Source organism: Clavibacter zhangzhiyongii (genome assembly GCF_014775655.1).
Lineage (GTDB): Bacteria > Actinomycetota > Actinomycetes > Actinomycetales > Microbacteriaceae > Clavibacter > Clavibacter zhangzhiyongii.
In genome coordinates this window covers 1,419,388-1,439,617 of sequence record NZ_CP061274.1, presented here as the reverse complement: position 1 = coordinate 1,439,617, position 20,230 = coordinate 1,419,388, and the positions used below count along the sequence as shown (strand labels likewise).

Sequence of the window (20,230 nt, the reverse complement as noted above, 5' to 3'; positions counted from 1 at the left end):
GAGATGAACCTACTTCCCGTCGATGCGCGCGAGGTCCGCGGCGGTCGACATGGGAGGGAACCGTCATGCCCCGCCGCCCATTCCACGCCGGTCGGATGTCGGTGGTCCCCCGTAGCTTCGGGGACATCGAGACACCGCCGGGCCGGCGGCACGCGGACGGAGGACACCATGCCCAGCATCACCTACACCCCCCTGTCGCGCTCCGCCGTGCAGGTGCGCGAGCTGCACGACGGGCTCCTGCGGGTCACCCGGCCGGACGGCGCCGTGCTCGGCTACGTCGAGCGCATGCGCGAGCCCGAGGGCGAGCGCTTCCGCGCCAAGCGGCTCCGCCGGGACGCGCAGGGCTTCGTGCCGCTCGGCGACTTCTGGTCCCTGCAGGACGCGGTCGACTGCCTCCGCTTCTGAGCGGCGCCCGTCCTGAGCGGCCGCGGCGACGCGCCCGCGCCGCCTCCCGGATCGCGCGACGACCCCGGGGTACGGTCACCGCATGCAGTGGTGGAATGATCTCCTCGATGCCCTCGCGTCCGAGCGGGGCACCAAGCTCCTCTCCGGCGTCGTCGTCCCCTTCGTCGCCATCGTGGTGGCCGGCGTCCTCGCCGCGCTCATCGCACGCGGTGCCACGCAGCGGATCCTCACGCGGCACGACCGCGAGGTGAAGGCAGCGGCGATCGCCGTGCTCGTCGACGCCGCGCGCCAGGCCTCCGTGTGGGACGGCCTCACCCCGCAGGAGCGCGTGCTCGCCGACCGCGCCGCGGGCGAGGCCGACATCCGCATCCGGCTGCTGCCCGTGAAGGGAGCCGCCACGGCCGCGACCTGGGCCGCCCACGAGATCACCGAGTTCAAGCGCGGCAGCGGCAGCTTCGGCTTCCAGTTCGACACGCAGCTCGCGGAGTTCCGCGACCGCATCGTCGAGTGGCAGCACCACCCGGGGCGCGCCCGCAAGATCTTCCAGGGCGACATCGCCCGCTGGCAGTTCGAGGACGACGCACCCGCCGAGCCCACGGCGCCCGCGCGGTCCGACGCGCGGCCCGCGGAGACGACGGCCGTCGCGCCCGTGCCGGTGCCGTGGCGTCCCGGATCCGACGACCAGCCGGCCGCCGAGCGCCGCGTCGAGTCCCCGGACGAGCAGTACAGCCCGCCCGTGCCGTACTCGGCCGCCGCCAACTCGCGCTCCGCCGAGGAGGAGCGCCGCTGATCCGCTCCCGCGCGTGACGACGCCCCGCACCTCCACGAGGTGCGGGGCGTCGTCACGTGGGTCAGGCGGTGATCACTTCCACCAGTCGTCGAACATCGAGGCGGGCACGCGCCGTTTGTGCTCCGTGCTCGCGTAGCGCGCCTCGATGGCCTCGGCCACCTCGTCGTCGACGTCGCCGCCCTCGAGGAAGTCGTCGATGTCGGCGTAGGTGAGGCCGAGGTTCGCCTCGTCGGTCTGGCCGGGCGTCTCGTCGAGGAGGTCGGCGGTGGGCGCCTTGAGGTAGAGGCGCTCCGGGGCGTCCAGGTGCTCGAGCAGCGCCCGCCCCTGGCGCTTGGTGAGTCCGGTGAGCGGCAGGACGTCGGCCCCGCCGTCGCCGTACTTCGTGAAGAAGCCGGTGACCGCCTCGGCGGCGTGGTCCGTGCCGATGACGAGCAGACGCGCCTGCCCGGCGAGCGCGTACTGGGCGACCATGCGCGAACGCGCCTTGACGTTGCCCTTGGTGAAGTCGAGCATCCGGTGGCCGGCGGCGTCGGCGTACTCCGCCTCGAAGCTGTCGACCGCGCGCCTGATGTCGAAGACGACGCTCGACTTCGGCTGGATGAAGCGCAGCGCGAGCTGCGCGTCCTCCTCGTCGGCCTGCACCCCGTACGGCAGGCGCACGGCCACGAACTCGGCGAGGAGACCCTCCGCGGCGAGCTCCTCGACCGCGAGCTGCGCCAGGCGGCCGGCGAGCGACGAGTCCTGCCCGCCGCTGATGCCGAGCACGAAGCCCTCGGCGCCGGTGGACCGGAGGTAGGCCTTGAGGAAGTCGACGCGCCTCCGCACCTCGTCGGCGGGGTCGATGGTCGGACGCACCTCGAGGGCGGCGATGATCTCTGACTGGATGTCGCGCATGCGTCGAATCTACGGCCGATCCCGCGCATCCGACAGCCGGTCCCCCCGGCGCGACTCGAACGCGCAACCGTCGGATTAGAAGGCCGATGCTCTATCCATTGAGCTACAGGGGGTCGAGACGAGGGTACTACGCGGGGTCGACGGGGCCCGGAGCGGCCGACCCGGCACCCGCGTCCGCGTCCGCGTCACGTGACGCGTCCATCGCGCGGGCCACGGCCTGCAGCACCTGCGGCGCGGTCGGGACGCCCGTGGCGCGGAGGACCAGGTGGTCGCCGGCGAGCACGAGGATCGTGGGCGTGGAGCGGATGCCCGCCTCCTCGGCGCGGTCGGGGTGCGCCGCGACGTCGAGCTCCTCGACCGGGAGCCACGGCAGCAGCCGCTGGACCTCGGCGAGGACCTTCCGAGTCGCCTGGCACGGGACGCAGAAGAGGGAGGAGTACATGACGACGCGGACGCCGCCCTCCCCCGCGGCCGGCGCTCCCGAGGCGGCTCCGTCGGAGGTCAGGAGACGAACGCCGCGACGGCGGCGATGATCGAGACGAGCGCGAGGAGCAGCGAGACCGACACCAGCACGAGGTGCACCGTGAAGAACGGGGTGCGGGATCCGTCGGCGGCGCGGGCGCGGGGGTCCTTCGCGACGCGCTTCAGGAACTGCGGCCAGACGACGACGTTCCAGACGCCGTTGACGACCAGGAGGACGGCGAGGAGGGTGATCACTCCCCCATGGTAGGCGGCGAACCGGGGCGGACCGGGCCCGCCGATAGGATCGGGGGATGGGCAACAACGCGGACCGGCTGGTGTGGATCGACTGCGAGATGACGGGGCTGGACCTCGCGATCGACGAGCTGGTGGAGGTCGCGGTGGTCGTCACCGACTTCGATCTCGTCCCCGTCGACCCGGGCTTCACGATCGTCATCAACCCGGACCCCGCCGCCCTCGCCAACATGGGCGAGTTCGTCACCGACATGCACCGCTCCTCCGGCCTCCTCGACGAGATCCCCGCGGGCGTGAGCCTCGCCGACGCCGAGTTCGCGGTGCTCGAGTACCTGCTGCAGCACGTGCCTAACGGCGGCAAGGCCCCCATCGCGGGCAACACCATCGGCACCGACCGCGCGTTCCTCGCGAAGTACATGCCGCGGGTGGACGCGCACCTGCACTACCGGAGCGTCGACGTGTCCTCCATCAAGGTGCTCGCCAAGGAGTGGTTCCCGCGGATCTACTTCAACTCCCCCGCGAAGAACGGCGGCCACCGCGCCCTCGCCGACATCCTCGAGTCGATCCGCGAGCTCGAGTACTACCGCCGCGCCGCCTTCGTCCCCGCGCCCGGACCGGCGACGGAGGACGTGCAGGCCATCTCCGCGGACGTGACGTCCGCGTGGGCCCCGCGGCTGTAGTATCCTCATTCATGGCCGTCCGCGAGAGCGGGACCGGCCACATGGTGGGCGTAGCTCAGTTGGCAGAGCGCTGGCTTGTGGAGCCGGAAGTCGCGGGTTCGAGCCCCGTCGTCCACCCCACCGGGAAGGGCCGGGATCCGAGAGGGTCCCGGCCCTTCCGTCGTCCCGGGCGCGGCTGCCCCTGGCGACCGTGACGTCGAGGCGCGTGTGCGAGGGTGGGTCCGTGCTGCACTGCGATCCCGACGACTTCGAGCGCCTGGTCGTCGACGAGCTCGATGAGCTGCCGGACGAGATGGTCGACGGCCTCGACAACGTCGTCTTCGTGGTGGAGGACCGACCCGAGGACGGATCGCTCGACCTGCTCGGCCTCTACGACGGCGTCGCGATGACCGAGCGCGGCCAGTACGGGTTCGGGGAGATGCCCGACCGGATCGTCGTCTACCGCGAGCCGCACCTCCACGAGGCCGACGACATGGACGACCTGCGCGACCTGGTGCACGTGACGCTCGTGCACGAGATCGCGCACTTCCACGGCATCGACGACGACCGGCTGCACGAGCTCGGCTGGGCCTGACCCGCCGGACCACCGTCCGCATGGGCGCGTGCTCGCGCCGCCCGACCGAGGCCGCCTCCCGGACGCAGGACGACCCCGGCTGCCGCATCGCGGGCCGGGGTCGTCGGGTCGGCGCTCAGGCGCCGGGCGTCATGCGGATCAGAGCTCGAGGGACTCGTCGTCGCCCTCGCCGAGCACGTCGTCGCTGCCGTCGGGCACGAACGTGTAGGTGACGCGCTGCTCGCCCGCGACCTCGGACACCTCGCCCGCGCGGTACTGGAACAGGGACTCCTTGCCCTCCACGGCCGACATGGTGCTGATGGTCTCGTCGTGCTGGCCGTCGACGAGCACGCGGGTCTCGGTGGTGCCCTCGAGGGGGCCGTCGGCGTAGACGGCGAGGTAGCGGACGTCGGTGGGTGCGGAATCGGTCATGGGCCCAGGCTACCCGGCCGCCGCGACGGCGTCCGTGCGGACGACGCGGTCGGCCAGGCCGCGCGGATCCTCCCGGGCGACGTGCCCCCGCCACTGCGCGTCCCAGCGCTCCCACTCCACGGCGAAGGACTGCCCGTCGCGCGCGATGGCGCGGGCACGGCGGACGGCGTCGTCCGCCTCGACCCAGATGCGATGCGTGGCGAGGCGGGCGGACGCGCGCGTGAGGGAGCCGCAGCCCTCCACCACGAGCGGACGCGCGGGATCGAGGTCGTGCCACTCGGCGGCCGCGTCGGCGACCCAGTCCCAGCGGCGCCAGCGAGGCCGGCCGCCCGCGCGCATCCCCGGCAGCACGTGCCGCTCGAGGTGACGGGACGCCTCCTCCAAGCCGTCCCAGCCGGGGTAGACGTCGTCGAGGCGCAGGAGCTGCGCGCCGGGCGGCAGGAGCGCCGCGGGATCGCCGTCGCGGACGAGCGCGTCCGCGAGGGTCGACTTGCCCGAGCCGCTCGGGCCGTCGACGAGGACCAGCGCCGGGCGCCGCTCCCCCGCGTCAGGCCGCAACGAAGTCCCACGTCCCGGCCGCGACGGCCGCGCCGACCGCCGCCACGGCGACGAGGACCGCGATCGCGACGACCAGGTGCTCGCGGCGGCCGATGACGCTCGGCCGGGCCCACGTGCGGGCCCCCGGGCCGCCGAACCCGCGCGCCTCCATCGCCGTCGCCAGCTTGCTGCCGCGGCGGATGGAGAGCACGAGCAGGGCGAACGCCTGGCCCGCGAAGCGGCGGACGCGGCCGCGGTCGGCGACGCCGCGCGCCCGGCGCGCGAGCTCGAGGGAGCGCCAGTCGTCGAGGAGGAGGCCGACGAGCCGCACGCCCGCGAGCGCGCCGAGCACGAAGCGGGACGGGAGGCGCCACACCTGCGCGAGGCCGTCGGCGAGGTCGGTCGGGTCCACCGCGGAGAACAGCACGAGCGACGCGACCCCGATGGCGAGCACCCGGAGCATGGTGGCGACGGCGAGCAGCACGGATCCCTCGCTCACGACCACGAGCAGGAACTGCGCGTACACGTCGCCCGAGGTGCGCCCGTAGAGCAGGATCGTGAGGCCCGCGCCGGGAGCGGCGATCCAGACGGGGACGCCGCGCAGGAGGAGCGCGCGCGGCCGGATCCCCGCGGCCGGCAGGAGCAGCAGCTCGAGCAGGAGCGCGACGCCCGCGGACACGACGTCGAGGCTGAGCACGAGCGCGAGGGTCAGGACGAGGGCCGCGGCGAGCCGGGCGACGGGGTTGACCGCGGCGAGCCCCGTGGCGCGCGCCGCGGGCCGCGTCTCGGGGAGGACCGCGCTCATCGGACGACCCGCAGCCGGGCCGGGGCGTCGGGCGCGGGGTCCAGGCGCAGCACGTCGTCGGCGAGGGCACGCACCAGGTCGGCGTCGTGCGTGACGACGAGCACGCCCACGCCCTCGCGGTCGACGAGGTCGGCGAGGAGCGCGACGAGCTCAGCCCACGTGCGCGCGTCCTGGCCGAACGTCGGCTCGTCGAGGACGAGCAGCCGCGGCGCGGTGGCGAGGGCCGTGGCGACGGACAGGCGCCGCTTCTCGCCGCCGGAGAGGGTGAAGGGGTTGGCGCGGGCGAGGCCGTCGAGGCGCAGGCGGACGAGGAGCTCGTCGACGCGGCGCGCGGTCCCGGCCTCCCCGGTGCCGACGGCGCGCGGCCCGACCTCGAGCTCGGCGCGGACCGTGGCGGCGAGGAACTGGTGCTCGGGATCCTGGAAGACCGTGCCGATGCGCGCCGCCAGCTCCCGGGACCGCCATGCGGCCGGATCCGCGGACAGCCCGTCGGCGAGCCCGGGCTCCGCGACGACGCGGCCGGACCGGGCCGGCAGCAGGCCGCCGAGCGTGAGGGCGAGCGTGCTCTTGCCGCCGCCGTTCGGGCCCGTGAGCGCGGCGACGCGGCCGGAGGCGAGCGCGACGGCCAGCCCGTCGGCGACCGCCGGCCCGCGTCCGCGGCCGATCGCGAGGTCGTCCGCGCGGACGAGCGCGGCGCCGCCGGCGGGTGCCCGCACGGGCGCCCGCGGCTCGCGTCCCGGCACCCAGACGCCGGCCGCGGCGAGGGACGCGCCCTGGTCGCGGAGGACGTCGTCGGGCACCCCGTCGGCGAGGATCCCGCCGTCGGCCCCGAGCACGACGACCCGGTCGACCAGGTCCTGCCAGACGGCGACGCGGTGCTCGATGACGACCAGCGTCGCGCCCGTCGAGGCGACGACCGCCTCCACGGCGCGACGGACCTCGCCGACGCCCTCGGGATCGAGGTTGGCGGTGGGCTCGTCGAGCAGCAGGAGCCCGGGCCGCATGGCGAGGACCCCCGCGAGGGCGAGCCGCTGCTTCTGGCCGCCCGACAGCGCCGTCGTGGAGCGGTCGAGGGCGACGTCGAGGCCGACGGCGTCGAGGGCGTGCCGCACGCGGACCCAGATCTCCTCGCGCGGGACGCCGAGGTTCTCGCAGCCGAATGCGACGTCGTCGCCGACGCGGGAGAGGATCACCTGCGCGTCGGGGTCCTGGAGCACGAGCCCCGCGCGGCCGCGGAGGGCGGCGGGATCGTGCCCGTCGATCGTCAGCGAGCCGCGGGCCTCGCCCTCGTCGTCGCCGCCGAGGACGCCGGCCAGGGCATGCAGGAGCGTGGTCTTCCCGGCGCCCGACGCGCCGAGGAGCAGCACGCGCTCCCCCGGCTCGATCACGAGGTCGACGTCGCGGACGGCCCAGGCGCTCCGGCCCGCGTGCCGCCAGCCCCAGCCGGAGGCCCGGACGGACGCGCCGCCGCCGGCCTCCGCGGTGGAGCCGGGCCCGGCGAGCGGGGCGCGGACGCCGGACGGGCGCCGGCCCGGCCGCCGCACGGTCAGACGCGGGCCGCGGTGTCGCGGCCCGAGGCGAAGCGCGACAGCGCGCCGGTGCGGGCGAGCGCCCGCGCGACCAGCCAGGAGAGGAGGCCGGCGATCAGGGCGCCCGAGACGAGCGCGGCGCCCGTGTAGACGGCGACGAACAGCGGCGCGGATCCCGGGTAGTAGGTGATGAGGTCGGTGATCGCCATCGCGAGGCCCGCGCCCATGCCCGCGAGCACGGCGACGTAGGCGCGCCAGTTCGCGTAGAGGAAGACCAGCAGCACGAGCTCGGCGCCGAGGCCTTGCGTGAGGCCGGAGAGGAGGGTGCCCACGCCCCAGACGTTGCCGACGAGCATGGAGACGAACGCGGCGAGGAGCTCGCCGTAGAGCGCGGCGCCGGGCTTGCGGATCACGATGCCCGTGAGGACTCCCGCGAACAGCCAGCCGCCGCCGGCGAGGGCCTGGAGCCCCGGCAGCAGCGGCTGGAAGAGGCCGGCCACGGGGACGGACGCCGTGTTCCAGAGGACGAAGACGAGGCCGGACGCGACGCCGAGGACGCTGGCCACGACGATGTCGATGACGCGCCAGCGGGCGCGGAGCCCCGAGCGGGGCGCGCGCGCGGCGACGTCGGACGGAGCGGAGGCGGTGGACGAGGGTGATGCGGTCATCGGACGTGCCCTTCGGTGAGGTGGAAGAGGGCACGGGTGGAGAAAGGAAACCTCCCTGCGCTGGCATGATCCAGATCAGGTTCGACGGTCGAAGACTGGGGGTCTTCCTCTCAGCCCGGCTCACCGGACTCCCGTGTTCACCGCGATCCTAGCGCGGGCCGGGAGCACGCGACGCGCCCGGACGCACGGGAGCGCGGGTGCCCGTCGGCACCCGCGCTCCGCGGTGGTCGTGCGCGCCGGTGGGCGCGGCTCGCTACTTGAGCGTCTTGATGAGCTTGACGAGGACCTTGCCCGAGATCCAGATGACGGGCGTGGCCACGGCGAGCAGCGCGATCACGTTCGGCTGGAAGCGCACCTCGCCGTCGGTGGCGATGTACGCGCCGATGGGCCAGGTGGCGCCGCCGCCCCCGCCGCCCCCCGCGACGTTGCCGTCGGAGTCGGGGAGGTCGCTGCCCCCGCCGAAGCCGTACCAGGCGAATGCCACGGGCACGATGGTCGAGCCGTCGATGTCGAGGGGGTCGCCGTAGACCGTCCCCACTCCGGCGTTCTTCACGTTCTCTGCGAGCTGTGCGACGAGGTTGGTCATGCGTCCCACCGTACCCCGTGAGCCCGCCGGGATGCGGGTCGATCCGGGTCCTCACGGTACCCTCGCCCCTGGTGCGTCGCTGCGTCGCATCCGGCCTCCCCGCCGCTGCGGCCCACGCGGATCCACCGCCTGCCCCGCCCCCGACGGACCCGCGCACGCGTGCGCCGTCGAAGGACGAGTCGACCCAACTGGAGGACCACTTGCACACCTGGCCCGGAAACCCCTATCCGCTCGGAGCGACCTTCGACGGGAGCGGCACGAACTTCGCCCTCTTCAGCGAGGCCGCCGAGTCGGTGCAGCTGTGCCTCATCGAGGAGGACGGCACCGAGACCCGCGTCGACGTCACCGAGGTCGACGCCCACGTCTGGCACTGCTACCTCCCGCACGTGCAGCCGGGTCAGCGCTACGGCTACCGGGTGACCGGGCCGTACGAGCCGGAGAACGGCCACCGGTCGAACCCCGCGAAGCTCCTGCTGGATCCCTACGCCAAGGCCACCTGCGGCGAGTTCGACTGGCACCCGTCGCTGTTCGCCTACGACTTCGGCGACCCGTCCAGCCGCAACGACGAGGACTCGGGCCCGCACATGATGCTCGGCGTCGTGGTCAACCCCTTCTTCGACTGGGACGGCGACCGCCTCCCCCGCACGCCGTACAGCGAGACCGTGGTCTACGAGGCGCACGTCAAGGGCCTCACGCAGCTGCACCCGCGGATCCCCGAGGAGCTGCGCGGCACCTACGCCGGCATCGCGCACCCCGCGGTCATCGACCACCTGCAGCACCTCGGCGTGACCGCCATCGAGCTGATGCCCGTGCACCAGTTCGTGCAGGACAACACGCTGCTGGAGAAGGGCCTCCGGAACTACTGGGGCTACAACACGATCGGGTTCTTCGCGCCGCACAACGCGTACTCGTCCACGGGCGAGCTCGGCCAGCAGGTGCAGGAGTTCAAGTCGATGGTGCGGGCGCTGCACGCGGCCGGCATCGAGGTGATCCTCGACGTGGTCTACAACCACACGGCCGAGGGCAACCACCTCGGGCCGACCCTGTCGTTCAAGGGCATCGACAACCAGGCCTACTACCGGCTCATGGAAGACGACCCGACCTACTACATGGACTACACGGGCACGGGCAACTCGCTCAACGTCCGCCACCCGCACTCGCTGCAGCTGATCATGGACTCGCTGCGCTACTGGGTGACCGAGATGCACGTCGACGGCTTCCGCTTCGACCTCGCGTCGGCGCTCGCGCGCGAGTTCTACGACGTCGACAAGCTCGCGACCTTCTTCGAGCTCGTGCAGCAGGACCCGGTGGTGTCGCAGGTCAAGCTCATCGCGGAGCCGTGGGACGTCGGCCCCGGCGGGTACCAGGTGGGCAACTTCCCGCCCCAGTGGACCGAGTGGAACGGCAAGTACCGCGACACCGTGCGCGACTTCTGGCGCGGCGAGGCGTCGTCCCTCGGGGAGTTCGCGGCGCGGATCACGGGCTCGGCCGACCTCTACGAGCACTCCGGCCGCCGCCCGGTCGCGTCGATCAACTTCATCACCGCGCACGACGGCTTCACCATCGCCGACCTGGTCTCGTACAACGAGAAGCACAACGAGGCCAACGGCGAGGACAACAACGACGGCGAGAGCCACAACCGCTCCTGGAACATGGGCGTGGAGGGGCCGACCGACGACCCGCGGATCGCCACCCTGCGCGGGCGCCAGCAGCGCAACATGCTCGCGACGATGATCCTGTCGCAGGGCGTGCCGATGATCCTGCACGGCGACGAGCTCGGCCGCACCCAGCAGGGCAACAACAACACCTACGCGCAGGACAACGAGATCAGCTGGGTGCACTGGGACCAGGCCGACCAGCCGCTCGCGGAGTTCACCGCCAGCGTGGTGCGCCTGCGCAAGGAGCACCCGACCTTCCGGCGCGGCCGCTTCTTCGACGGCCGGCCCGTGCGCCGCGGCGAGGGCGAGCCGCTGCCCGACATCGTCTGGCTCGACGCCGACGCGACGCCGATGGTCGACGACGACTGGGAGTCCGGCCTCCGGGCGATCGGCATGTTCCTCAACGGCAACGGGATCCGCGGGCGCGACCGCCGCGGCGAGGACATCTACGACACCCACTTCCTCCTCTACTTCAACGCGCACGACGAGCCGGTGTCCTTCACGCTGCCGTCGGACGAGTACGCGGACGCGTGGGAGACCGTGATCGACACCGCGGGCGTCGGAGCCGACTCGACGGCCCTCCGCGCGAGTAGCGTCGTGGATGTGGCGGCCAAGGCGCTCGTGGTGCTGCGCGCCTACACCGAGCCCGAGGTGGAGCCCGACCACTCGGTCGCGGCGAGCCTCGCCGTCCTCACCCACTCGCAGGCCGACCGGCCCGCCGCAGATCCAAGGAGCGACATCAGTTGAGAACCCCCATCTCCACCTACCGGTTCCAGGTGCGGGAGTCGTTCGACCTCGCCGCCGTCGCCGAGCAGCTGCCCTACGTGAAGGACCTCGGCGCGGACTGGGTGTACCTCAGCCCGATCCTCACGGCCGAGCCCGGATCCGACCACGGCTACGACGTCGTCGACCACTCGCAGGTCGACCCGACGCGCGGCGGGGCCGCGGGCCTGAAGGCCGTCGCCGACCGGGCGCACGAGCTGGGCATGGGCGTGCTCGTCGACATCGTCCCGAACCACGTGGGCGTCGCCACGCCCGTCGAGAGCCTGTGGTGGTGGGACCTCCTCACGCACGGCACCGCGAGCCGCTACGCGGACGCCTTCGACATCGACTGGGACTTCGGCCGCGGCAAGGTGCGGATCCCGGTGCTCGGCGACGGCGAGTCGGAGCTCGACGAGCTGCAGCTCGTCCGCGGCGACGACGGCACGGTCGAGCTCCGCTACTACGACCAGCGGTTCCCCGTCGCGCCCGGCACGGCCGAGGACGACGCGGACGCCCGCGCGGTGCACGAGCGCCAGTCCTACGAGCTCGTCAACTGGCGCCGCGCCGACGCCGAGCTCAACTACCGCCGGTTCTTCGCGGTCAACACGCTCGCGGGCATCCGCGTCGAGCTGCCGCGCGTCTTCGAGGAGTCGCACCAGGAGATCTCGCGCTGGTTCCGCGAGGGCCTCGCGGACGGCCTGCGCGTCGACCACCCGGACGGGCTGCTCGACCCCAAGGGCTACCTCGACGACCTCGCGCGGATCACGGGTGGCGCGTACGTGCTCGTGGAGAAGATCCTCGAGCCCGGCGAGACGCTGCCCACCGACTGGGCCACCGCAGGCACCACCGGGTACGACGCGCTCGCCGAGATCGACCGCGTGCTCGTCGACCCCGACGGCCAGGTCGAGCTCGACCACCTCGACGCGTCGCTCCGCGGCCTGCCGCAGGGCGAGCTCACCAGCTGGGCCGACATGATCCGCGGCACGAAGCGCGGCATCGCCGACGGGATCCTCCGCAGCGAGGTCCTCCGCCTCGAGCGCCTCGTGGAGGACGCGCCCGCGGACGCCGCCGACGCCATCGCCGAGCTGCTCGCCACCTTCCCCGTCTACCGCAGCTACCTGCCCGGCGGGATCGAGCACCTCGAGCAGGCCGCCGACGCCGCCCGCCGCAGCCGGCCCGACCTCGTCGCGACCGTCGACGCGCTCATGCCGCAGCTGTCCGACCCGACGACGCTCGTCGCCCAGCGCTTCCAGCAGACGAGCGGCATGGTGATGGCCAAGGGCGTCGAGGACACGGCGTTCTACCGCTACTCGCGCCTCGTCTCGCTCAACGAGGTCGGCGCCGACCCGTCGATCTTCGCGATCGATGTCGACGACTTCCACGCGCGCCAGCAGGAGCGCCAGCGCATCGCGCCGCACGCGATGACGACGCTCTCGACGCACGACACGAAGCGCGGCGAGGACGTGCGCGCCCGCATCGACGTGCTCTCCGAGACGCCCGAGGCCTGGCGCGACGCGCTCGGCCAGCTGCGCGAGGTCGCGCCCACCGGCGACGGCCCGTTCGAGAACCTGCTCTGGCAGACGCTCGTCGGCACCTGGCCCGCCTCGCGCGAGCGCCTGCACGCGTACGCCGAGAAGGCGTCCCGCGAGGCCGGCGACTCCACCACGTGGACCGCCCCCGACGAGGCCTTCGAGGAGCGCATGCACGCGCTCGTCGACGCGGCGTTCGACGACCCGCGCGCGCGCACGATCGTCGGCGGGCTGTACGACCGGCTCTCCGGCCCGGGCTGGTCGAACGCGCTGGCGGCGAAGGCCATCCAGCTCACCGCCCCCGGCATGCCCGACGTCTACCAGGGCAGCGAGCTGTGGGAGACGAGCCTCGTGGATCCCGACAACCGCCGCGAGGTCGACTTCGGCATGCGCCGCGCGGCCCTCGACGCCGTGCTCACGGGCGCCGAGCCCGCGATCGACGAGACCGGCGCCGCGAAGCTCCTGGTCACCGCGCGGGCGCTCCGCCTCCGCCGCGACCACCCGGAGCTGTTCACCGGCTACGAGCCCGTGCGCGCGACCGGCGACGCCGCGTCGCACGTGATCGCCTTCGACCGGGGCGGTGCGATCACGGTCGCGACCCGCCTCCCCGTCGGCCTCGAGACCGGCGGCGGGTGGGGCAGCACGTCCCTGACGCTGCCCGAGGGCGAGCTCGTCGACCACGTCAGCGGACGCCGCGTCGACGGCGGACGCGTGTCCGTCGCGGCCCTCCTCGCCGACTACCCGGTCGCGATCCTCGCGCCCGCCTCCACCGCCGCCGACATCACCCCCGGGAGCTGAGAATGACCGACGACCGCTTCGACATCTGGGCCCCGAAGGCCCGCACCCTCGCCCTGTCCGTGGGCGACGAGCGCCTGCCGCTCTCCCCCACGGGCGACGGCTGGTGGACCCTCGACGCCGAGCGCGCCGAGGCCCTCCCCTCGGGCGACCTCGACTACGGCTACCTCGTGGACGACTCCGACACCCCGCTGCCGGACCCGCGTTCGCGTCGCCAGCCCGAGGGCGTCCACGGCCGCTCGCGCACCTACGACCCGTCGTCCTTCGCGTGGACCGACCAGGCCTGGACGGGCCGCCAGCTCGCCGGCGCCGTCATCTACGAGATGCACATCGGCACCTTCACGCCCGAGGGCACGCTCGACTCCGCCATCGACCGGCTCGACCACCTGGTCGCGCTCGGCGTCGACCTCGTGGAGGTCCTGCCGGTCAACGGCTTCAACGGGACGCACAACTGGGGCTACGACGGCGTCCTCTGGTACGCCGTGCAGGAGACCTACGGCGGACCGGAGGCGTACCAGCGCTTCGTCGACGCGTGCCACGCGCGCGGCCTCGGCGTCGTGCAGGACGTCGTCTACAACCACCTCGGCCCCTCCGGCAACTACCTGCCCGAGTTCGGCCCGTACCTCCACGAGGCGTCGGCGAACACGTGGGGATCCAGCCTCAACCTCGACGGCGAGGACTCCGGTCCCGTGCGCGAGTACATCATCGACAACGCGCTCATGTGGCTCGGCGACTACCACGTCGACGCGCTGCGCCTCGACGCCGTGCACGCGCTCGTCGACCACACCGCGACGCACCTCCTCGAGGAGCTGGCGGTGCAGGTGGACGTCCTCTCCGCGCACGTCGGCCGCCCGCTCACGCTCATCGCGGAGTCCGACCTCAACGACCCGGAGCTCATCACGTCGCGCGAGGCGCACGGCTACGGGCTCGACGCGCAGTGGAGCGACGACTTCCACCACGCGGTCCACGTCGCGCTCACGGGCGAGACGACGGGCTACTACGAGGACTTCGCGTCGCTCGGGGCGCTCGCCAAGGTCATCACGCGCGGCTTCTTCCACGACGGCACCTGGTCGTCGTTCCGCGGCCGCGTGCACGGGCGTCCGCTCGACCTCGAGCGGATCCCCGCCCACCGCCTCGTGGTCGCGAACCAGAACCACGACCAGATCGGCAACCGCGCGACGGGCGACCGCCTCACCGCGACGCTCGACGAGGGCGGCCTCGCGCTGGCCGCGGTGCTCACGCTCACGTCGCCCTTCACCCCGATGCTCTTCATGGGCGAGGAGTGGGGCGCGACCACGCCGTGGCAGTTCTTCACCTCGCACCCGGAGCACGACCTCGGCGAGGCGACGGCGAAGGGCCGCATCGAGGAGTTCGCGAAGATGGGCTGGGACGAATCCGTCGTGCCGAACCCCCAGGACCTCTCGACGTTCCAGGACTCGAAGCTCGACTGGTCGGAGCTGTACGGCACCGCGGGCGGCGACTCGCAGCACGCGCGGCTGTTCGCGCTCTACTCCGAGCTGATCCGCCTGCGTCGCGCCCACCCCGACCTCACCGACCCCCGGTTCGCCGAGGTCGAGGTCGAGGTCCACGAGGAGGCGCGCCTGCTCGTCATGGACCGCGGCGAGCTGTCGATCGTCGTCAACCTGTCCGACGAGGAGCGGCGCGTGCCCGTCGTGGGCGAGCGTCCCGCGCTGCTGCTGGCGACCGCGTCCGGCGTGGCGCTCGGGGACGACGAGGTCGTCCTGCCGGCGCGCACCGCCGCGATCCTCGGCCCGGTGGCCGACTCCGCGGAGGCCCTGCTGGCCTGATCCGCGGCACCCGGGGCGGGGTCCGGCACGGCGCGCGAGCGTCCGCCGGGCCCCGCCCTTCGTCGTCGATCGTGCGTGCTAGGTTCGATCTGGCCGGGGCTGGGGGGCACGCCGACGATGTTCCCGCATGTGCAGCCAAGGGCTACAACTCCAGGGAACGGACACTCGTGCGCATTTCTGTCATCGGCTGCGGTTACCTCGGCGCCGTCCACGCGGCGAGCATGAGCCGGCTCGGCCACGAGGTCGTCGCCGTCGACGTCGACGCCGCCAAGATCGCGGCCCTGCAGTCCGGCGTGGCGCCGTTCTTCGAGCCCGGCCTGCCGGAGCTGCTCACCGAGCAGCTCGCCACGGGCCGCCTCCGCTTCACGACGGACATCGCCGAGGCCGCCGGGGCCCGCGTCCACTTCGTCGCCGTGGGGACGCCGCAGCGCCGCGGCGAGAACGCCGCCGACCTCACGTACGTCGACGCCGCGATCGACGCGCTCATCCCCCACCTCGCCGACGGCGACGTCGTCGCGGGCAAGTCCACCGTGCCCGTCGGCACCGCGCGCCGTCTCGCCGACCGCGTCCACGCGCGGGTGCCCGGCGCGATCCTCATGTGGAACCCCGAGTTCCTCCGCGAGGGCTTCGCCATCGTCGACACGCTGACGCCCGACCGCTTCGTCTACGGCCTGCCCGCGGGCGACGCCGGCGAGGCCGCCCGCGCGGCGCTCGACGAGGTCTACGCCACGGCCCTCGCCACGGGCACCGCCCGGGTCACCACCGACTACGAGACCGCCGAGCTCGTGAAGGTGTCGGCGAACGCGTTCCTCGCGACCAAGATCTCCTTCATCAACGCCATGGCCGAGGTGTGCGAGGCGACGGGCGCCGACGTCACGCAGCTCGCGGACGCCATCGGCTACGACGACCGCATCGGGCGGCGCTTCCTCAACGCCGGCATCGGCTTCGGCGGCGGCTGCCTGCCCAAGGACATCCGCGCGTTCATGGCGCGGGCCGGCGAGCTGGGCGCCGACCAGGCGCTCACGTTCCTGCGCGAGGTCGACTCCATCAACATGCGCCGCCGCGTGCGCGCGGTGGACGTGGCGCGCGAGGTGTGCGGCGGATCCCTGCTCGGCCGCAACATCGCCGTGCTGGGCCTCGCGTTCAAGCCCGAGTCCGACGACGTGCGCGACTCCCCCGCCCTCAGCATCTCCGCGCAGCTCCAGCTGCAGGGCGCGCGCGTGCTGGCGACGGATCCCTACGCCAACGAGAACTCGCGCCGCCGGTTCCCGGAGCTCACGTACGTCGACACCTGGCAGGAGGCGGCGCGCGACGCGGACGCCGTCATGGTGCTCACGGAGTGGAAGCAGTACCGCGCCATCGACCCGGCCGAGCTGAAGGCCGTCGTGGCCACGCCCGTGATCGTCGACGGCCGCAACTGCCTCGATCCCGTCGCCTGGCGCGCCGCCGGGTGGCGCTACCGGGGCATGGGCCGGCCGTAGCCGCGCCGGTCGAGGAGCGCGGCGCCGGCGACGACCGTCAGCGCGGCGTGGTGGCGGCGAGGCCGAAGATCGCGCCGCCCGCGACGACGATCGAGAGGACGACGGCGACGGGGATGAGCAGCAGCAGTCCGTTGAGGACGAGGCCGGTGATGGCGAAGCCGCGACCGGCCGGCTCCCGGCGGATGCCGACGATGCCGAAGACCAGCCCGATGAGCGGGCAGAGGAACGTCCAGAAGAAGAGGACCGAGACGAGCCCCAGGATCATCGACGTGAGGCTCATGCCCTTCGGCGGAGCGGCGGCGTAGACGGGCTGACCCCAGGCGACCGCGGCCGGGGCGGGCGGCACCGGGGCGGGCGCGAGGCCGTAGGGCGCGGCAGCCGGGGCGTATGCGGCGGGGTGCGGCTGCACGGGCGGTGCCGGGGTCGCCGGAGCGGGAGCCGGAGCCGCCGGAGCTGCGGGCTGGTCGTCGGGTGCGGGCGCGGCGGGATCGGTCATGGGGTCCTCGTCAGTCGGGGGGATGCCCCCGGACAGTACCCCGCGTGGCGGCCTCGGAGCGCGGATCCGACACGGTGGCCCGCTTCGCCCCCGGCTTCCGCAGCAGCGACGCCGGACCGATGGCCCCGCGGCCGAAGCGCTCCGCCGCCTGGTCGACTGTGCGCTCGGCCTCGCGCCAGCCCTCGTCGGCGTCCCACAGGGCCACGGCGCGGTTGTCGGCGTCGTCGAGCTGCTCGGCGCGCACGCCCACGAGGCGGACCCGGTCGCCGGGGCGCGCGACCTGCTCGTACACGTCGCGGATCTCGTCGTATATGCGGCGCGCGACGTCGGTGGGCTCGGAGAGCGTTCTCGAGCGCGTGATGGTGCGGAAGTCGGAGTAGCGGAGCTTGAGCGAGACCGTGCGCGCCGTGAGGCCCGCGCGCCGGAGCCGCTCGGCGACGCGCGTGGCCTGGCCGAGGAGCTCGCGCCGCACGATCTCCGGGTCGGTCACGTCGTCGTGGAACGTGTTCTCGTGCCCCATGCTCTTCTCCTCGCGGTGGGTGCTCACCCGTCGCGGGTCGCGCCCCCACGAGAGGTCGTGCAGGCGCGCGCCCGCGGACTCGCCGAGCATCGACTGCAGCGCGGGCAGGGGCGTGTCCGCGATGTCCGCGACCGTGCGCAGCCCGCGGCGGAGGAGGGACTCCTCGGTGGTCCTCCCGACGCCCCAGAGCGCGCCGACCGGCAGCGCGTGCAGGAACGGCAGGGTCTCGGCGGCCGGGATGACGAGGAGGCCGTCCGGCTTGCAGCGCGTGCTGGCGAGCTTGGCGACGAACTTGGTGGAGGCCGCGCCGACCGAGCAGGTGAGGCCGGTCTCGGCGTGGACGCGGCGGCGGATCATCGCGCCGATCTCCGCGGGTGAGCCGAAGAGGCCGCGCGCGCCCGCCACGTCGAGGAAGGCCTCGTCGATGCTGAGCGGCTCCACGAGCGGCGTGACGTCGCGGAAGATGCCCATGACGACCTTCGACCAGTGCGCGTACTTCTCCATGTGCCCGCCGATGACGGTGGCCTGCGGGCAGAGGCGGAGGGCCTGGGCCATGGGCATGGCCGAGCGGACGCCGAAGCGCCGCGCCTCGTAGGTGGCGCTCGTGACGACGCCTCGGCCGGACGACCCGCCGACGATGACGGGCGTGCCGCGCAGCTCCGGGCGCTCGAGCAGCTCGACGGCCGCGAAGAACGCGTCCATGTCGATGTGGAGGATCGTCGCCTCGGAGTCGTCCGCGCTCGCGTCGGACGTGCGCCGGGTCGATCCGTCCTGCCTGCTCATCTCACTCCCATGCTAGCCCGCGCCGCCGACATCGCCGGGCCGCGCCGGGCCGGGTGCGGGCGACGAGCGGCCCGCTCAGGCCGCGGGCCGCGCGCGCTGCCCGTCGGCGTCGTCACGCGGACGGCGCGGCTCCGGCGACGGCGGCTCGCCGTTCCCGCCCTCGAGCCGGGCGATGCGCTTGAGCGCCGCCTCGTGGCTCGTCGACTGCTCCCCCATCACGCGCCCGGCGACGCCGAGCATCACGCGGGTCGAGGCGAGGGCCGGCAGCGGGAACGGGCCGAAGGACGCCTTGTCGAGCCCGAGGAGCTCGCGGTAGCGCGGCTCCAGCGACGCGACGGCGCCCGCGAAGAGCACGCGGTACGCCGGCAGCATCGACGGGCGCAGCGGCGGCTCGCGGAGGAAGGAGATCGTCTCGCGGGTGCGCTCGTCGGCGCGGAGGAGGCCCTGGTCGTGGAACGCGTCGATCTGCGCGTGCAGCTCGGCGTACGAGCGCGGCGGCGCCTCGACGCCCATCAGCTCGCCGGCCTTCGCCCACTCGGCGACGTAGCGGTCGGGCCCCCCGGGGATGGGCGGGCCCCACTGCAGGTGCGTGCTGAGGAACGCGTCCGTGAAGACGATGTGCACCCAGCTCAGCAGGTCGGGGTCGTTGGCGCTGTAGGGCCGCTCGACGCCGCGGCCGTCGACGAAAGTGCCCTGCACCTTGCGGTGGTAGCCGCGGACCCGGCGGCTCACGTCGACCGCGGTCTCCCGGTCGCCGAACGAGGTGGTGACCACCCAGCGCACGGTGCCCGCGAGGCGGCCGAGCGGATCCTCGCGGTAGCGGGACCAGTCGTGGACGCCGGCCATGGCGCCCGGGTGCAGCGTCTGCATGAGGAGCGCGCGGATCCCGGCGACGAGCGACGGCATGCCGCCGTGGACCGCCCACACCGCGGAGCCGGGGCCGAACCAGCCCGCGTCCTCGCCCTGCTCCAGGTCCTGGATCCACTGCGGCTTGCCCTCGGCGTCCGCGGAGAAGGTCTCCAGGATGTGGGACTTCCAGCGGTCCGCGAATCTGCTCACGTCTTCGAACCTAACCCCCCGTCCGCGCCGGGAGGAGGGCCCCGCGCCCGTCGATCGCGAACGGGGGCGTGACGGCCGCCTGTGCGCCACCCCCGTGCGGGGGACGCCGGGCCTCAGGCGTCGAGGAGGCCGACGAGCGCGGCCACGGTGCGGGCGTTGCGGGCCGTGACCGAGGTGCCGAGGCCGCGCCAGAACGCCGGCGGCACGCGGGAGGCCGAGACGCCGTCCGGATGCCACGAGTACACGGCGTCGCGGCCGACGACCACGAGGTCCGGCGCGATGGACGCCGCGGGCGGCGCGTCCGGGAGCGGGTGCGCCGGCCGGTCCAGGAAGGAGACGAGGAGCCGGGACGGGTCGTCCGCGACGGCGCCGAACGGGATCCCGTCGGCGATGCGGCGGAAGTCGTCGCCCGCGACGAGGTGGACGTCGGCGGTGACGCCCGTCGCGAGCCGGACGGCGTCCTCGATCGCCACCGCCGCGCCCCGGCCGCTCGGCCGCTCGTGGTCGACGACCGCGTTCCCGCTGCGCAGGTGCGTGCGCACCCGCCGGTAGCCGAGGCCCTCGAGCACTGCGGTCAGCTCCGCCATGGGGACCTGCTTGGCGCGCCCGACGTTGATCCCCCGCAGCAGCACGACCGACCGCTCCACCTCGCACCCGCTCCCCGCGGCGCCGTCGCCGTCCCGACCAGTGTGCCGGCGAGCCGCCCCGGACGGTACCCGCGGACGGTGGGCGGACGACCCGTGCGC

General features: G+C 73.8%; 21 protein-coding genes, 2 tRNA genes and 1 riboswitch. Of the genes, 9 read left to right on the top strand and 14 right to left on the bottom strand.

The window, feature by feature from the left end; all coding sequences use genetic code 11:
* Positions 1 to 168 precede the first annotated feature (168 nt).
* The gene (locus tag H9X71_RS06890; RefSeq protein WP_191148919.1) at positions 169 to 405 is read left to right on the top strand and encodes a hypothetical protein; all 237 of its coding nucleotides are present in this window, start codon (positions 169 to 171) and stop codon (positions 403 to 405) included.
* A gap of 82 nt (positions 406 to 487) precedes the next feature.
* Positions 488 to 1,195, top strand: coding sequence for a hypothetical protein (locus H9X71_RS06885; RefSeq protein WP_191148918.1), 708 nt, complete (start codon positions 488 to 490; stop codon positions 1,193 to 1,195).
* Positions 1,196 to 1,267: 72 nt separating this feature from the next.
* Here the strand turns inward: H9X71_RS06885 and nadE are convergent, their stop codons facing one another.
* The 4 genes from nadE to H9X71_RS06865 all read right to left on the bottom strand — a co-directional run bounded on the left by nadE (position 1,268) and on the right by H9X71_RS06865 (position 2,806).
* Positions 1,268 to 2,089, bottom strand: coding sequence for an ammonia-dependent NAD(+) synthetase (nadE, locus tag H9X71_RS06880; protein ID WP_191148917.1), 822 nt, complete (start codon positions 2,087 to 2,089; stop codon positions 1,268 to 1,270).
* Positions 2,090 to 2,129: 40 nt separating this feature from the next.
* A tRNA-Arg gene (locus H9X71_RS06875) sits at positions 2,130 to 2,202 on the bottom strand.
* 14 nt (positions 2,203 to 2,216) lie between these two features.
* Positions 2,217 to 2,531, bottom strand: a complete 315-nt coding sequence (locus tag H9X71_RS06870; protein WP_191148916.1) for a thioredoxin family protein — start codon at positions 2,529 to 2,531, stop codon at positions 2,217 to 2,219.
* Between the two features lie 59 nt (positions 2,532 to 2,590).
* Entirely contained in the window at positions 2,591 to 2,806 is a 216-nt protein-coding gene (locus H9X71_RS06865; protein WP_191148915.1) for an SCO4848 family membrane protein, read from the bottom strand.
* Positions 2,807 to 2,862: 56 nt separating this feature from the next.
* On the opposite strand from H9X71_RS06865, the gene orn reads away from it, so the two are divergent.
* The 3 genes from orn to H9X71_RS06850 all read left to right on the top strand — a co-directional run bounded on the left by orn (position 2,863) and on the right by H9X71_RS06850 (position 4,057).
* Entirely contained in the window at positions 2,863 to 3,483 is a 621-nt protein-coding gene (gene orn, locus H9X71_RS06860) for an oligoribonuclease (protein ID WP_094130539.1), read from the top strand.
* A 44-nt stretch (positions 3,484 to 3,527) separates the two neighbouring features.
* Positions 3,528 to 3,603 (top strand) — tRNA-His (locus H9X71_RS06855).
* A 103-nt stretch (positions 3,604 to 3,706) separates the two neighbouring features.
* On the top strand, positions 3,707 to 4,057 hold the full coding sequence (locus H9X71_RS06850) for a metallopeptidase family protein (RefSeq protein WP_191148914.1): 351 nt from the start codon (positions 3,707 to 3,709) through the stop codon (positions 4,055 to 4,057).
* Positions 4,058 to 4,195: 138 nt separating this feature from the next.
* Here H9X71_RS06850 and H9X71_RS06845 read toward each other — a convergent pair whose 3' ends face one another.
* The 6 genes from H9X71_RS06845 to H9X71_RS06820 all read right to left on the bottom strand — a co-directional run bounded on the left by H9X71_RS06845 (position 4,196) and on the right by H9X71_RS06820 (position 8,593).
* On the bottom strand, positions 4,196 to 4,468 hold the full coding sequence (locus tag H9X71_RS06845) for a hypothetical protein (protein WP_191148913.1): 273 nt from the start codon (positions 4,466 to 4,468) through the stop codon (positions 4,196 to 4,198).
* A 9-nt stretch (positions 4,469 to 4,477) separates the two neighbouring features.
* A complete protein-coding gene (locus tag H9X71_RS06840) occupies positions 4,478 to 5,026 on the bottom strand; it encodes a nucleoside/nucleotide kinase family protein (RefSeq protein ID WP_191148912.1) in 549 nt (182 codons plus the stop codon).
* The gene (locus tag H9X71_RS06835; RefSeq protein ID WP_191148911.1) at positions 5,016 to 5,810 is read right to left on the bottom strand and encodes an energy-coupling factor transporter transmembrane component T family protein; all 795 of its coding nucleotides are present in this window, start codon (positions 5,808 to 5,810) and stop codon (positions 5,016 to 5,018) included. The genes H9X71_RS06840 and H9X71_RS06835 overlap by 11 nt, the downstream gene beginning before the upstream one ends.
* Positions 5,807 to 7,354, bottom strand: a complete 1,548-nt coding sequence (locus tag H9X71_RS06830) for an ABC transporter ATP-binding protein (protein WP_191148910.1) — start codon at positions 7,352 to 7,354, stop codon at positions 5,807 to 5,809. The genes H9X71_RS06835 and H9X71_RS06830 overlap by 4 nt, the downstream gene beginning before the upstream one ends.
* A gap of 2 nt (positions 7,355 to 7,356) precedes the next feature.
* Entirely contained in the window at positions 7,357 to 8,007 is a 651-nt protein-coding gene (locus tag H9X71_RS06825; RefSeq protein ID WP_191148909.1) for an ECF transporter S component, read from the bottom strand.
* Between the two features lie 34 nt (positions 8,008 to 8,041).
* A riboswitch (TPP riboswitch) is annotated at positions 8,042 to 8,152 on the bottom strand.
* 108 nt (positions 8,153 to 8,260) lie between these two features.
* Positions 8,261 to 8,593, bottom strand: a complete 333-nt coding sequence (locus H9X71_RS06820) for a hypothetical protein (protein WP_012038119.1) — start codon at positions 8,591 to 8,593, stop codon at positions 8,261 to 8,263.
* 200 nt (positions 8,594 to 8,793) lie between these two features.
* On the opposite strand from H9X71_RS06820, the gene glgX reads away from it, so the two are divergent.
* The 4 genes from glgX (at position 8,794) to H9X71_RS06800 (ending at position 16,626) form a co-directional block, all read left to right on the top strand.
* A complete protein-coding gene (gene glgX, locus H9X71_RS06815; protein ID WP_191148908.1) occupies positions 8,794 to 10,998 on the top strand; it encodes a glycogen debranching protein GlgX in 2,205 nt (734 codons plus the stop codon).
* Positions 10,995 to 13,340 carry a malto-oligosyltrehalose synthase gene (gene treY / locus H9X71_RS06810; RefSeq protein ID WP_191148907.1) on the top strand — a complete coding sequence of 782 codons (2,346 nt, stop codon included), beginning with the start codon at positions 10,995 to 10,997 and terminating at the stop codon, positions 13,338 to 13,340. The genes glgX and treY overlap by 4 nt, the downstream gene beginning before the upstream one ends.
* A 2-nt stretch (positions 13,341 to 13,342) precedes the next feature.
* Positions 13,343 to 15,145, top strand: coding sequence for a malto-oligosyltrehalose trehalohydrolase (treZ, locus tag H9X71_RS06805; protein ID WP_191148906.1), 1,803 nt, complete (start codon positions 13,343 to 13,345; stop codon positions 15,143 to 15,145).
* Positions 15,146 to 15,312: 167 nt separating this feature from the next.
* Entirely contained in the window at positions 15,313 to 16,626 is a 1,314-nt protein-coding gene (locus H9X71_RS06800) for a UDP-glucose dehydrogenase family protein (RefSeq protein WP_191148905.1), read from the top strand.
* Between the two features lie 37 nt (positions 16,627 to 16,663).
* On the opposite strand, the gene H9X71_RS06795 is transcribed toward H9X71_RS06800, so the two are convergent.
* From H9X71_RS06795 to H9X71_RS06780, 4 genes are all read right to left on the bottom strand, one after another.
* Positions 16,664 to 17,122 (bottom strand): hypothetical protein, encoded by a 459-nt coding sequence (locus H9X71_RS06795; protein WP_191148904.1) that lies wholly within the window; start codon positions 17,120 to 17,122, stop codon positions 16,664 to 16,666.
* Positions 17,123 to 17,132: 10 nt separating this feature from the next.
* Complete coding sequence (locus H9X71_RS06790; RefSeq protein ID WP_191148903.1) at positions 17,133 to 18,425, bottom strand: DNA polymerase IV; 1,293 nt, start codon at positions 18,423 to 18,425, stop codon at positions 17,133 to 17,135.
* A 75-nt stretch (positions 18,426 to 18,500) separates the two neighbouring features.
* Entirely contained in the window at positions 18,501 to 19,484 is a 984-nt protein-coding gene (locus H9X71_RS06785; RefSeq protein WP_191148902.1) for an oxygenase MpaB family protein, read from the bottom strand.
* Positions 19,485 to 19,597: 113 nt separating this feature from the next.
* A complete protein-coding gene (locus H9X71_RS06780; protein WP_191148901.1) occupies positions 19,598 to 20,131 on the bottom strand; it encodes a DUF1697 domain-containing protein in 534 nt (177 codons plus the stop codon).
* Positions 20,132 to 20,230 lie beyond the last annotated feature (99 nt).